Annotated in this window: 10 protein-coding genes; 9 read left to right on the forward strand and 1 reads right to left on the reverse strand. The window is 51.8% G+C overall.

What is annotated here, in order from left to right:
* Nucleotides 1-12 precede the first annotated feature (12 nt).
* Entirely contained in the window at nucleotides 13-684 is a 672-nt protein-coding gene (locus tag LX69_RS01445) for a Crp/Fnr family transcriptional regulator (protein ID WP_245934912.1), read from the reverse strand.
* Between the two features lie 141 nt (nucleotides 685-825).
* Between LX69_RS01445 and LX69_RS01450 the strand changes: the two genes are divergently transcribed.
* From LX69_RS01450 to LX69_RS01490, 9 genes are all read left to right on the forward strand, one after another.
* On the forward strand, nucleotides 826-1,158 hold the full coding sequence (locus tag LX69_RS01450) for a cupin domain-containing protein (protein ID WP_111444035.1): 333 nt from the start codon (nucleotides 826-828) through the stop codon (nucleotides 1,156-1,158).
* 307 nt (nucleotides 1,159-1,465) lie between these two features.
* Complete coding sequence (locus LX69_RS01455; RefSeq protein ID WP_111444036.1) at nucleotides 1,466-2,344, forward strand: ATP-binding protein; 879 nt, start codon at nucleotides 1,466-1,468, stop codon at nucleotides 2,342-2,344.
* Between the two features lie 82 nt (nucleotides 2,345-2,426).
* The gene (hcp, locus tag LX69_RS01460) at nucleotides 2,427-4,052 is read left to right on the forward strand and encodes a hydroxylamine reductase (RefSeq protein ID WP_111444037.1); all 1,626 of its coding nucleotides are present in this window, start codon (nucleotides 2,427-2,429) and stop codon (nucleotides 4,050-4,052) included.
* A gap of 278 nt (nucleotides 4,053-4,330) precedes the next feature.
* On the forward strand, nucleotides 4,331-4,768 hold the full coding sequence (locus tag LX69_RS01465; protein ID WP_111444038.1) for a MarR family winged helix-turn-helix transcriptional regulator: 438 nt from the start codon (nucleotides 4,331-4,333) through the stop codon (nucleotides 4,766-4,768).
* A gap of 76 nt (nucleotides 4,769-4,844) precedes the next feature.
* Entirely contained in the window at nucleotides 4,845-5,909 is a 1,065-nt protein-coding gene (locus LX69_RS01470) for an efflux RND transporter periplasmic adaptor subunit (RefSeq protein WP_111444039.1), read from the forward strand.
* A 253-nt stretch (nucleotides 5,910-6,162) separates the two neighbouring features.
* Nucleotides 6,163-9,327, forward strand: a complete 3,165-nt coding sequence (locus LX69_RS01475) for an efflux RND transporter permease subunit (protein ID WP_111444040.1) — start codon at nucleotides 6,163-6,165, stop codon at nucleotides 9,325-9,327.
* An 8-nt stretch (nucleotides 9,328-9,335) separates the two neighbouring features.
* Nucleotides 9,336-10,751 carry an efflux transporter outer membrane subunit gene (locus tag LX69_RS01480; protein ID WP_221621240.1) on the forward strand — a complete coding sequence of 472 codons (1,416 nt, stop codon included), beginning with the start codon at nucleotides 9,336-9,338 and terminating at the stop codon, nucleotides 10,749-10,751.
* 695 nt (nucleotides 10,752-11,446) lie between these two features.
* Complete coding sequence (locus LX69_RS01485; RefSeq protein WP_111444168.1) at nucleotides 11,447-12,160, forward strand: DUF554 domain-containing protein; 714 nt, start codon at nucleotides 11,447-11,449, stop codon at nucleotides 12,158-12,160.
* 14 nt (nucleotides 12,161-12,174) lie between these two features.
* A complete protein-coding gene (locus LX69_RS01490; protein WP_111444042.1) occupies nucleotides 12,175-13,608 on the forward strand; it encodes a RapZ C-terminal domain-containing protein in 1,434 nt (477 codons plus the stop codon).
* Nucleotides 13,609-13,805: the final 197 nt, after the last annotated feature.

Here is a 13,805-nt window from a genome sequence, read left to right on the forward strand (position 1 = left end):
TTTTTCACTGCCTCATTGTTCAAGTAAGGCCACCAAAGCATCGCGGTTCACAATCTGAATGTTACGTGCGGAAGCATGAATGAGACCCTCGTTGTGCATCTCGCGAATGGTGCGCGCCAGCGATGGACGCGCCACGCCAAACATTTCGGCCAACTCCTCCTGACTGTTGGGCACCACCACCTCGATGGCCTTGCCTCCGCTCAAATTAAGAAGGTAATGCGCCACCTTTCCCCGGAGGCTTCGAAACGAGAGAAACCGAAGCTTATCGGACAAAAATTGCGCACGATTGCTCACCACATTGAGGTAATTACTCAGAAACACCATACTCAGCTGTAAAAGTTGCAACACCGAATCCTTGGGCAACACCAACAAAACCACTTCATTATTGGCCACAATATTCACAGGATATCGGTTCTCACGCCCAAAGAGGAAGGCCAAGGCCAAGGGACGCGGCGCTTCAATATCCTCAATCTTGATGGACTTACCCGAAAAATCGACCATTTCACCCTTTACGCTACCACTGATGACGATGTGCAAATGCAGGCACTCGTCGCCCCCAAAGGCCACGATATCGTCGCGCTGATAACGCTTCACCTGATAATGTACTTTTTCGAGAACTTCAATCACCTGCAGTGGTCGCATTCCTCTGAACAATGGGCACATGGCCAAAATATCTTCCATCATCGATCCTGTATTTCGTAAATTGTAACATGGGTTACAAAAAAAAGACCCCATCCTCCGCATCTTTGCAGTATAAAAGAACTGAAAATCTTTTATGGCGCAAAACAACGCAATTCAAAATAAATAACCAAAAAAGAGAGTCATATGTTTTCACCCGTATTTCAACATTCAACCGCATACCCGCTCAAAGGGAGCGTGAGCTATGCCGATGGCGCCATCGTGAGCAAAATCGTTACCAAGAACGACGCCGGTAACCTCACCCTGTTTGCATTTGACAAAGCACAAGGACTGAGCCGCCACTCGGCTCCTTTCGATGCCATTGTGCAGGTACTTGAGGGAACCGCCAAAATTGTCATCGACGACAAAGAGCACATCCTCAATGAAGGAGAACTGATCATCATGCCCGCCAACATCCCTCACTCAGTTGATGCGGTGGAGCGATTTAAAATGATGCTGATTATGATTAAAGGAAAGTGAAAAAGTGCAAGAGTACAAAAGTGCAGAAGTGAAAAAGTACAAAAGTGCAGAAGTGAAAAAGTGCAACACTCCTAAATCAACAGAAATCAAAATCTTAAATCCACTTGAACACCCTCCAGAAAAAAAGGCATTTGTAACATTGGTTACACATTTAAGCATTTGAGTACCGTATTTTCGCATCAAAAACAAACCAGAAACAGAGAACAAGCAAAAAAACTATGAAACGAGCCATGAGTAAGCCCTACTCACAAAGGAGGATGATTATTGGCGAGTTCCATATGGCCAATGAAAAACAAATTATAATCATATGAAAAGAGACGTTGTCCACATTGACCATGACCTTTGCAACGGATGCGGCGAATGCGTGCCGGGCTGTCATGAAGGTGCCTTGCAGCTGATTGACGGGAAAGCCGTTTTAATCAGCGACCTGCTATGCGACGGGCTTGGCGCATGCATAGGACACTGCCCCGTCGGCGCCATTACTATTGAGAAACGCGAGGCTGAGCCCTATGATGAAATAAAGGTGATGCAACTGATGGTTTCCAAGGGCAAAAACACCGTGATTGCCCACCTCCAGCATCTAAAGGATCACAACGAAATTGATTTCCTCAAGCAAGGCGTGCAGTATCTGCGCGACCATGCTGCCGAACTTCCCTTTAGTTTCGATGATGTGGTGCGTGCCGTACACAAACCCAAAGTGTCTGTTTTGGCAGGCGAAAACCACGGTGGTGGCTGCCCAGGGTCACGAACCATCTCTTTTGCCAAGCCGGCTCAAGCCCCTGCCGAAGATAACGGCCATGCCCCTTCGCAACTGCGCCAGTGGCCGGTGCAATTACATCTGGTCAATCCCGGCGCCTCCTACTTTAAAGAAGCCGATGTGGTGATTGCAGCCGACTGCGTGGCCTTTGCCATGGGCAACTTCCACGAACGATTCCTTAAAGGCAAAGCGCTGGCCATCGCCTGTCCTAAACTCGACTCAGGCCAGGAAGTGTACATTGACAAACTCACTACGCTCATCGACAACGCCCGCATCAACACCCTCACAGTGGTCATCATGCAAGTACCCTGCTGTGGTGGTTTGCAACGGATGGCACAAATGGCGCTGGCGAGAGCTTCACGAAAAATCCCCCTCAAAGTGGCCATTATCTCGGTTGAAGGAGATGTGTTGAGTGAAGAGTGGGTTTAATATTCGAAGAAATGGGCTATAGCCCGTCTGTACCGAACAGGATAATGGAATTAATAGAATAAAAAACAAATACCAAAAAACCATGAGCATGTTTTGTTATCAATGCCAGGAAGCCTCAAAAGGCATTGGCTGTACCATTAAAGGCGTGTGCGGAAAACCCGCCGATGTGGCCAACCTTCAGGATACCTTATTATATGTTGTAAAAGGTGTGGCATGGCACAGTGCCCAAAACCCGGGGACATTGACTTCGGTGGCCGATAAATATATCATCGACTCACTGTTTATGACCATCACCAATGCCAACTTCGACAAGAATAAAATTGCCGCCAAAATAAGAGAAGGCTTTTACATTCAGGACGAAATTGCACAAGAAAAAACCACGACACAAGCGCCCGACTGCGCCACCTGGCGCGCCGGCACCATCGACGAAATGGAAGCCAAAGTGGCCGATGCCGGGGTGCTGGCTACGCCCGATGAGGATGTGCGCTCACTTAAAGAACTGCTCATTTATGGTCTCAAAGGGATGGCAGCCTACGCCGAACACGCCTGGAACCTGGGCTACCAAAATGACGACATCATTACCTTTGCCAAGAAAGCCCTGGTGGCCACGACCCGTACCGACATCAGCGTGAGCGAATTGCTGCCCCTGGTGCTCGAATGTGGCAAATATGGCGTGGATGCCATGGCACTGCTCGACAAAGCCAACACCGAAAGCTACGGACATCCCGAAATCACATCGGTGAACATTGGCGTGGTGAAAAACCCGGGCATCCTCATCAGCGGTCACGACCTCAAGGACATGGAAGAGCTGCTCAAGCAAACCGATGGCTCCGGCGTGGACGTGTACACCCACAGCGAAATGTTGCCGGCCAACTATTACCCCGCCTTCAAAAAATACAAACACTTTGTGGGCAACTACGGCAACGCCTGGTGGAAACAAACCACCGAGTTCGAGAGCTTTAATGGCCCGGTGCTATTGACCACCAACTGCCTGGTACCCCCCAAAGAGAGCTACAAAAACCGCGTCTACACCACCGGAGCAGCCGGTTTTGACGGATGCACCCACATTGGTGACCGCCACGACGGCCAACCCAAAGACTTCTCGGTGCTGATTGAACATGCCAAAAAATGCGCTCCCCCCACTGAAATTGAAACAGGACAAATTGTGGGCGGTTTTGCACACAACCAGGTAATGGCACTGGCCGACAAGGTGGTGGAGGCCGTGAAAAGCGGCGCCATCAAGAAGTTTGTGGTGATGGCCGGGTGCGATGGCCGCATGAACAGCCGCAACTACTACACCGACTTTGCCACTGCCTTACCCCAGGACTCTGTGATATTGACAGCCGGTTGCGCCAAATATCGATACAACAAATTAGAACTGGGTGACATTGGCGGCATTCCCCGCGTGCTCGATGCCGGACAGTGCAACGACAGCTACTCACTGGCCGTGATTGCCCTGAAACTGAAAGAAGTGTTTGGTCTGGACGACATCAACGATCTGCCCATTGTGTACAACATTGCCTGGTACGAGCAAAAAGCGGTGATTGTGCTGTTGGCATTGCTCCACCTGGGCGTAAAAAACATTCACCTCGGACCCACTTTGCCCGCCTTCCTGTCACCCAACGTGGTAAACGTATTGGTTGAAAACTTCGGAATCGGCGGCATCACCTCCGTAGAAGAAGATTTGGTGAGCATGAAGATTGCCTGAGGCATCAAATGAGATAAACGCTCAACTGCATAAAAAAGTTAGGTGTAATTTCCTTTAAGCGTAGAGTTTGCCGGTGCACATGGTTTGCATTGACAACTCTGCGCTTTTTTATAAGCCCCCCTCTCCTTGGTACTTTTGCACTTTCTCTCTATTGCACTTCTTCACTCAGGCACTTAGCCACTAACGTTCAATAAATGATCCAGATTCAAAAAAACAGAACCCATTAGTTGCACAAGTCAACTATTGATTCTATTTTTGCTGCCGAAAACAATCTACTTATGGCAACCATTATCAAACCGCTGGGATTATCACTGGGGCCAATGCTATCGGCCATCACGCGTCCCATGAAAGCGATTTTAAAACAAGAGGAGATTCCCTACTCCATCGAACACTTGGTGCTATTGAAAATCACCCGCGACTGCAAAGACTCGGTGGTGCAGCAAGACCTGGCCGAAAAAATGGGTAAGGACAAATCCGTGATTTTGCGCATTGTGGACATCCTGGAAAAAGACGGCTTACTGCGACGAATTGTGAATCCCAACGACCGCCGACGCAACATCCTTGAAGTCACATACCTTGGAAATCAGTTCATCAACCGTTTTCAGGAAATTGAAATGCAAGTATCCAAGGAACTGCTCAAAAACCTGACCGACGAAGAGGTCGAACACTTCTTCCGCATCGTTGAAAAGATTAAAACCAACGCCGAGAACATGTAATTTTTTTCTCCTATTAGTTGCACAAATCAACTATTAAAAATATCAATAATTGTAAAAATAGATTAAACCAAGCATCATGACTTATCAGAAAATCGTGTTGGGAGCCCTGGCGTTGACCATGATGGCCTCCTGCAAAAACAAAACCGCCATGCCGGGCAGCGCCTCCAACGCACCACAGGCCTACCCAATGGCCACGCTGGTACTGCAGGACGTTGAACTACAAGCAGTCTATCCCGCTGTCCTCAAGGGACAGCAAGACATCGACATCAAACCCCGCGTGGAAGGATTCATTGACGCCGTGCTGGTAGACGAAGGCTCCATCGTTAAAAAAGGGCAGCCGTTGTTCCGCATCAGCTCGCCCACGGCCATCCAACAATTCGAAACGGCCAAAGCCACCTACAACACGGCACAAACCGACCTGGAGCGCATGCGCCCGCTGGCCGAGAAAGGCATCATCAGCGAAGTGAGAATTAAAACCTACGAAAATAACTTTGCATCGGCCAAAGCGGCTCTCGACCAGGCCAAAGCCACCATGGGCTTCACCTCAGTGACCAGCCCAGTGGACGGTGTTGTGGGAGCCATTCCGTACCGACAAGGGAGCTTGGTGAACAGCTCAAGCGTGCTCACAACGGTGGCCAACACCAAGCAAATAGTTGCCTACTTCTCGCTCAACGAAAAAGAGTTGCTCACCTTTATGCGCACCTGGGAAGGCAACACCCAAACCGAGAAAATTAAAAACATGCCCCCCCTCAAACTGCAACTGGCCGACGGAAGCATTTACGAAGAAACCGGCCGCATCGAAACCATCTCGGGCGTGGTGGACGCCACCTCCGGCTCGGTGAATTTCCGCGCCATCTACCCCAACCCCACCGGATTGCTGCGCAGCGGCACCAGTGGCAAGGTCATCATTCCCCAAACCCTGAAAAACACCCTGCTCATCCCCCAAAAAGCCACCATGAGCCAGCAAGACAAAATATTGGCTTACAAAGTCGAAGGCGACTCGGTGATGCAAAAAGTCATTACCGTGAAATCGACCCCCGACGGTAAAAATTATGCCGTCCTATCAGGACTTTCCGAAGGCGACAAAATTGTTATCGAAGGCGTGGCGACCTTGAAAAACGGTGCGAAGATTAAGCTGTAACAAATGTATCCGGATTCATACTGATAAGCCGACTGTCAATGACGTTCAGTTGAGATCTTTGAATATAAGACAAGAAGATGATCAGACTTCAGACAGATAGATTTGACGAAAGAGATTTCTAAGAACAAAACTAAAAAACGTTCCTCATCTTATCATCCGTCCTCATCATCTCATGTCTTTTTCTCTCAACGAAACGACATAGGATTGGAAGTTGTAACCGGACAAAATCATCAAAAAAAATAAAACCAACAACATGCTCAAAACATTCATAGAAAGACCGGTGTTGTCCACCGTGATTTCGATATTATTCGTGGTGCTGGGAGCCATCGGGATATTCACCCTGCCCATTGAGCAGTATCCCAACATTGCCCCGCCAACGGTGAAGGTGTCGGCCAACTACAACGGGGCGAGTGCCGAGGCTGTGCTCAACAGTGTCATCATCCCCCTGGAGGAGTCCATCAACGGGGTGGAAGGCATGACCTACATGACCTCATCGGCATCCAACGGCGGTGGTGCGTCCATCACCGTTTTTTTCAAACAGGGTATTGACCCCGACATTGCCACGGTCAACGTGCAAAACCGCGTATCACAGGCCACCGCCCTGCTCCCCTCGGAGGTGACCCAAAGCGGGGTAACGGTCCGCAAGCAGCAAAACAGTACGCTGTTGCTCATCGCCATCGCATCGACCAACCCCGACTACGATGCCGAATTCATCCAAAACTACGCCAACATCAACGTGCTTCCGCAAATCAAGCGGGTGCCGGGTGTGGGTGACGCCAGCGTTTACGGCGCCAAAGACTACTCGATGCGTGTGTGGCTCAAGCCCGACGTGATGAACACCTACGGCATCACCCCCGCAGAAGTGATTGCCGCCCTGCGCGACCAAAACATCGAGGCCGCACCGGGTGAACTGGGTGCCAACAGCGACCAAACCTTTCAATATGCCCTCAAATACACCGGACGATTGAAGTCGTCGGAAGCCTTTGGCGACATCGTCATCCGATCCAACAAGTCACAGGTGTTGCGACTGCGCGACGTGGCCGACGTGCAGTTGGGATCGCTCAGCTACAGCGTCTACTCAGAGAACAACGGCAACCCGGCCATCGTGATTGGCGTGAGCCAGACAGCCGGATCAAACGCCAAGGAAGTTATTGACCAAATCAAGCAAGCCCTGCACGAGGCCTCCGGCAGCTTCCCTCCCGGCATTCAATACGATTACGAGGTAGATGCCAGCGAATTTCTCGATGCCTCCATCGAAAAAGTGCTCCACACACTGCTCGAAGCCTTTGTGCTAGTGTTCATCGTGGTGTTCATCTTCCTGCAAAACATTCGCGCCACCATCATCCCGGCCATTGCCGTGCCGGTGGCCATCATTGGTACCTTCTTCTTTTTGCTGCTATTCGGATTCTCCATCAACCTGCTCACCCTGTTTGCGCTGGTGCTGGCCATCGGCATTGTGGTGGATGATGCCATTGTGGTGGTGGAAGCCGTGCACGCCCACATGGACGCCGGCGAAAAAGACCCCAAGAAAGCCACCTTCAAGGCCATTCACGAAATTGCCCCGGCCATTGTATCCATCACCCTGGTGATGGCGGCCGTGTTCATCCCGGTAAGCTTCATCAGCGGCACCAGCGGCATCTTTTTCAAACAATTTGGGTTGACCCTGGCCATCTCCATCATCATCTCGGCAGTGAACGCCCTCACGCTAAGCCCCGCTCTTTGCGCCCTGTTCCTCAAGTCGCACGAAGACGAGATGAAAGAAAAGAGCATCTTCAAGCGTTTTTACAAATACTTCAATGTTGGCTTCAACGCCATGACCGACAAATACAGCACCTCGCTGAAGTTTTTGGGTAAGAAAAACAACCGTTGGATCACCGCTGCCATCATTGTGGTGTTCACCGCCATTTTGATGGGTTTAATGAAGATGATTCCGGCAGGATTTGTACCGCAGGAAGACAGCGGCCGCGTGATGGGCGTGATATCCCTGCCTCCGGGTGCCTCGCTCGAACGTACCGACAGCATTGTGAAAGAAACGGTAAAAATTGCCGAGTCGATCCCCGAAGTCATCAGCGTAACCAACATTACCGGGATGAGCTTTATGGCCGGATCGGGCAGTCCCTATGGGTCGGTCATCATCAAACTCAAACCCTGGAACGACCGCGATGTCACATCGGCCGAAGTGGTGGCGCAACTCAAGGCCAAAACCCAACACATCACCAACGCCTCGTTCATGTTCTTTGGCACGCCCACCCTGCAAGGCTTTGGCTTGAGCAGTGGCGTGGAGCTGAAGATGCAGGACAAAACCGGCGGCGACGTGAACCGTTTTTTTGAAGTAACCAGTGAGTACATCGAAAAACTCAAACTTCGCGAAGAGGTGATGATGGTGATGAACACCTTCGACCCCCGATTTCCGCAAAAGATGATAGAGGCCAACATTGCCAAAATTAAAGATGCCGGCCTCACCCTCAACGAAGTGATGACTGCCATGCAGGCTTACGTGGGCAGCATGTACGTGTCGAACTTCAACATTTACGGGAAGCAGTTTCGGGTGATGGTGCAAGCGGCACCCGAATACCGCACCAAGCTGGAGGATTTGAGCGGACTCACCGTGAAAACGGCTAACGGCAAGATGGCACCCATCACCGAGTTCATCGACATCAAAGACGTGACCGGACCACAAACGCTCAGCCGATTCAACCTGTTCACCTCAATGGACGTGACCATCATTCCCAACTTTATGAAAGGTTACAACACGGGTAGCGTGTTAAACGTGCTCAAGGAGATTGAATTGCCCGAGGGTTATGGCTACGACTTTGCGGGCATGACGCGCGAAGAAGCCAACAGCAGCAACCAAACCATCATCATCTTCATTTTGTGTATCGTGTTTGTGTACCTGCTATTGGCCGCCCTTTACGAGAGCTACATTCTGCCTCTGGCGGTGATTTTCTCGTTGCCCGTGGGCTTGGCCGGGGTGTTCATGTTCATCTTTGGCTCGCTGATGAACGGAAGCGGCATCACCAACAACATCTACGTGCAGATATCACTCATCATGCTCATTGGCCTGCTGGCCAAAAATGCCATCCTCATTGTGGAATATGCCCTGCAGCGACGCAAGGCCGGTATGAGCATCACCAAGGCGGCCATCAGCGGTGCCGTGGCGCGTTTGCGCCCCATTTTGATGACCTCGTTTGCCTTCATCTTTGGCCTGTTGCCTCTGGCAGTGGCACACGGCGCCGGCGCAACCGGTAACAAATCCATCGGCATCAGCGCCATTGGCGGGATGCTCATCGGAACCATCATCGGGGTGATGATCATTCCCGTGCTGTTTATGATGTTCCAAAGCCTGCACGAGCGAATGAGCAAACACAAAATCGTCACCACCGACGACAATCTCAACAACATCGAAATCACACATTAAGCATGACCATGAGACATCACCATATTCGCAAAAGTCTGCTGGCGCTGACCCTCACCGGGGCAGCCCTGCTGACCTCGTGCAAAAGCCATCAACCCATGGCCGAAGCCGGCACCGATGTGAGCCGGCTGTACCGCCAGGCCGACACGCTGGTGACCGACACCACCACCATCGCCGACACCCCCTGGCAAACGTACTTCGCCGATGCCAACCTGAAAGCGCTGCTCACCGAAGGCATTGAGAAGAACCTCAACCTGCAGATTGCCCAAACGCGCATTCAGCAGGCCGAAGCGAGCCTGAGCATGGCACGAGGCGCCAACCTGCCCACGCTGGCTCTGGCCGCGCAAGGCAGTCACACCCGCCTGAGCAACGGCGCCGACGGCACCAAAGTGTTGGGATACAACTATAGCACCAACTTCCAACTGGGCTTTGTGGCCAGTTGGGAGATGAACCTGTGGGGCAAACTCAGCAGTCAAACCAAGGCGCGGTATGCCTCCTTCTTAAGCAGCTACGAGTACCGCAACCTGATTCAAACCAACGTGATTGCCGGCATTGCCAAGGCTTATTACGCACTGATGGCGCTCGATGAACAACTGCGCATCACCACCGAAACGGTGGAACTGCTTCGCCAAAGTGCCGAAACCATGCAGGCACTCAAAGATGCCGGGCAAACCACCGGGGCAGCCGTGGAGCAAAGCAAAGCGTTGCTTTACAACACCCAGCTCTCCATTGCCACGCTCCAAAGCCAGATACGCCAACAGGAAAACGCCATTTGCGTGCTCCTGGGACGGGCGCCGGGGGCGATCGAACGGTCGTCGATCATCGCACAAACCGATGCCCCGCAACTGAACCATGGCGTGCCCGCGCAAATGATGGCCTTGCGCCCCGACGTGAAACAGGCCGAGCTGTCGTTTCGCGCCGCCTGCGAACTCACCAACGTGGCTCAGGCCAGCCTCTACCCCACCTTCACGCTGAGCACCGCCTCGCTGGGCTTCGCGTCGGGCGAACTGGCCGACTTTTTTAAACCCGCCAACATTGCCGCCAACATTGCCGCAGGCATCAGCCAGCCCCTGCTGTACAAACGACAACTGAAGGGCAACCTGATGATTGCCAAAGCGCAGCAACAAGAAGCCCTGCTTACCTTTCAGAGCACGGTGCTGACGGCCGGGCAAGAAATTTCGGACATCCTGTACGGTTACCAGGCCTCACTGAGTAAAAACGAGCTGCGCAACCGGCAAATCGCCTCGCTCACCACAGCCGTCGATTTCACCCAGGAGCTGCTGCGCGCCGGTGAGGCCACCTACACCGAAGTGCTCAACGCCCAGCAAAGCCTGCTGCAAGCTCAGCTGAGCCGCGTGAACGACCGTTTGGAACAACTCAACTTTAGCGTCAGCCTCTACAAAGCCCTGGGGGGCGGTGTGAGATGATGCGCATCTGATAGGGTTATGAAAGTATCAAGACGCAAGTATCAAGACACAAGTATCAAGACGCAAGTATCAAGACGCAAGATGATGAGATGAGGAAAGACGTTTAAATCGGTCCTCTCTGACTCTTCAGTCTCATCTGTCTGACGTTTGAGAATCTTCTTGTCTTTTAATCGCCAAAGCGCGGAGAGGTTCAATGCAACCCTCCGCGCTTTTTTTATTGAATACAAATGATGTGATGCGCACCATGAGAATGGCACGAGCAACGAAATAAAAACCTGACTCACACTGGAAAATCGAAGTTGCCGACAACAGTCAACAGAATTTTGAACGCATGTTTTGAGCTCGCGACGACCGACAACAGCGTTTTGCACGCATGTTTTGGGCTCGCGACGACCGACAACAGCATTTTGCACGCATGTTTTAGGCTCGCGTCATCCGACAACAGGGTTTTGCACGCATGTTTTGGGCTCGCGTCATCCGACAACCGGGTTTTGCACGCATGTTTTAAGCTCGCGTCATCCGACAACAGCGTTTTGCACGCGAGCAAAAAGGTTCCCGACGATTGTCGCGAACCCATGCATCATGTCATCGCTGACAAAGACGGGGGCATCCAACCGCAATCAATATCATGGTTTTCATCTTCCATCAAAAGGGTTAATTTTGCAATTCTCACAATTCAACAATCACAACAAAGCATGACAGGCACATTGGTCAATGCCGCCACGGTGGTGGTGGGCAGCCTTTTGGGGGTTTGGTTTCGCGGGCGATTGTCGCAAAACATCGTCAAGACGGTGTTTCAGGGCATTGGGCTGTTCACGCTCTACCTGGGCTTTTCCATGTCCATCAAGGGCACGGCCATGCTCACCATCGTGTTTAGCGTCATCCTTGGCGCCATCACCGGGCAATGGTTGCAGATAGATCGCCAGATTGAACGGGTGGCCAACCGCCTCAAACACCATTTGCGCATCCGGGACGACCGCTTTTCCGAAGGGTTTATCACCGCCTTTTTGCTCTTTTGCATTGGTTCGATGACCATTTTGGGTGCCTTTGAAGAAGGCATGGGGCGCGGTTCACAAATACTGCTCACCAAAGCCTTGATGGACGGTTTCGCCGCCATTGCGCTGGCATCGGCTCTGGGCTATGGCGTGGGCTTTTCGGCGCTGCCGCTACTTCTCTACCAGGGGGGTCTCACCCTGCTGGCCTGGTGGCTGGGGCACATTGTACCCACCGAGGGCATCGACAACCTCACGTCGGTGGGCGGCATTCTCATCATCGGGCTAGGCATTAACATCCTTGAACTCAAAAAAATTAACGTCACCAATATGCTCCCCGCCCTGCTTTGGATTTTTCCGCTGCTTTGGCTGGGCAAACATTTACAACGCTTTTTCGACCAACTCATCACACCATAATACCGCAATCACACATGAATCAGGATACCCATTCCCTCTTAGTTGCCCAATTTGAAGCATGGGCCGGCGAGCCCCTTGAGTCGATGACCACCCTGCCCCCCTCGGGCTCGTACCGCGAATACTACCGCATGAAAAGCGCCCATCGCAGCGCTTTGGGTGTTTACAACACCGACGCCAAAGAAAACCGGGCGTTCATCGACTTCACCCGTCGTTTTCGGGAACAAGGGCTGCCCGTGCCCGATGTGTACGCGGCCGACGAAGATAACTGCATCTACCTGATTGAAGATTTGGGCTCGGTAACCCTGTTTGACCATCTGCAACGCAACAATGGCTTCAACGACGAGGTCATCGACTTTTACAAAAAGGTGATCCGCGCCCTCATCGGATTTCAATTGCAGGGTGCCGATTGCATCGACTACCACACGTGCTATCCCCGCCAGGCCTTCGACCGGCAATCGATGCTGTGGGATTTGCACTATTTTAAATACTACTTTTTAAAGCTCGCCCGCATCCCCTTCGATGAGCAGTTGCTCGAGGACGATTACAACACCTTTATCAATTATCTGCTGGAGGCCGATGGTCATTACTTTATGTACCGCGATTTCCAGTCGCGCAACATCATGGTGAAAGATGGCGAGCCCTGGTTCATCGACTACCAGGGTGGCCGCCGCGGTGCCTTGCAATACGACATCGCTTCGCTGCTTTACGATGCCAAGGCAGCCATGCCCGAGACGCTGCGCGATGAGCTGTTCGACTTTTACATGGACGAACTCTCCCGTCACATACCCGTGAACCGCACCACCTTTAAGGCGCACTATCAGGCCTTTGTACTCATCCGCATCATGCAGGCCATGGGCGCCTACGGCTTCCGGGGTTTTTACGAAAAAAAGGCGCACTTCCTGCAAAGCATCCCCCATGCGCTCAAAAACCTCGCCCATTTGCTCCGGGTGGTGCAACTGCCCGTGCCCCTACCCACCCTGCTCAACACCCTGAGCCTGGTGGCCGAATCGGAAACCCTCAACGGCATTGCCCGCGAAAGTAGCCTGCTGAACGTGGCCATTTGCAGCTTCTCCTACAAACGCGGCATCCCGGTGGACATCTCGGGCAACGGCGGCGGCTTTGTGTTCGACTGTCGCGCCCTGCACAACCCCGGAAAATACGATCAGTACAAGCCCCTCACGGGAAAGGATGCCGAGGTGATCACCTTTTTGGAACAAGAAGATGAAGTGGCCGAATTCCTGAGCCATGCCAAAGCATTGGTAAGCCAATCGGTGAACCGATACACCCAACGAGGCTTTAAAAACCTGATGGTAAACTTTGGCTGCACCGGCGGTCAGCATCGCTCGGTGTATTGCGCCGAGCAATTGGCCAAACACTTGCAAGGCAATCCCGATGTGAAAGTCACCCTCCGCCACCTGGAACAGGAAATGAAAGCTCCGGTAAAATGACCCCATCCTTCATCCATCATCACCAACGCCATTTCAGACCGGAATGGCGTTTATTATTTCACAACCCGCCTTGTATTTGTGGAATGCCATCGTTTGCACAACTGAATTGGAGATTTTTTTCTTTATATGATATTTTCATGAAAAAAGTCAATATTTTTGAAACCTTTTAAAAAATTGAGCTGCAAAGCCGGTTTTGT

The organism is Breznakibacter xylanolyticus, from assembly GCF_003254275.1.
In the GTDB taxonomy this organism is placed as follows: Bacteria; Bacteroidota; Bacteroidia; order Bacteroidales; family Marinilabiliaceae; genus Breznakibacter; species Breznakibacter xylanolyticus.

What these genes read in the sequence shown, in the direction of transcription:
- LX69_RS01445 (WP_245934912.1), bottom strand. Translation starts at nt 684, where the DNA reads ATGATGGAAGATATTTTGGCCATGTGCCCATTGTTCAGAGGAATGCGA.
- LX69_RS01450 (WP_111444035.1), top strand. Translation starts at nt 826, where the DNA reads ATGTTTTCACCCGTATTTCAACATTCAACCGCATACCCGCTCAAAGGG.
- LX69_RS01455 (WP_111444036.1), top strand. Translation starts at nt 1,466, where the DNA reads ATGAAAAGAGACGTTGTCCACATTGACCATGACCTTTGCAACGGATGC.
- hcp (WP_111444037.1), top strand. Translation starts at nt 2,427, where the DNA reads ATGAGCATGTTTTGTTATCAATGCCAGGAAGCCTCAAAAGGCATTGGC.
- LX69_RS01465 (WP_111444038.1), top strand. Translation starts at nt 4,331, where the DNA reads ATGGCAACCATTATCAAACCGCTGGGATTATCACTGGGGCCAATGCTA.
- LX69_RS01470 (WP_111444039.1), top strand. Translation starts at nt 4,845, where the DNA reads ATGACTTATCAGAAAATCGTGTTGGGAGCCCTGGCGTTGACCATGATG.
- LX69_RS01475 (WP_111444040.1), top strand. Translation starts at nt 6,163, where the DNA reads ATGCTCAAAACATTCATAGAAAGACCGGTGTTGTCCACCGTGATTTCG.
- LX69_RS01480 (WP_221621240.1), top strand. Translation starts at nt 9,336, where the DNA reads ATGAGACATCACCATATTCGCAAAAGTCTGCTGGCGCTGACCCTCACC.
- LX69_RS01485 (WP_111444168.1), top strand. Translation starts at nt 11,447, where the DNA reads ATGACAGGCACATTGGTCAATGCCGCCACGGTGGTGGTGGGCAGCCTT.
- LX69_RS01490 (WP_111444042.1), top strand. Translation starts at nt 12,175, where the DNA reads ATGAATCAGGATACCCATTCCCTCTTAGTTGCCCAATTTGAAGCATGG.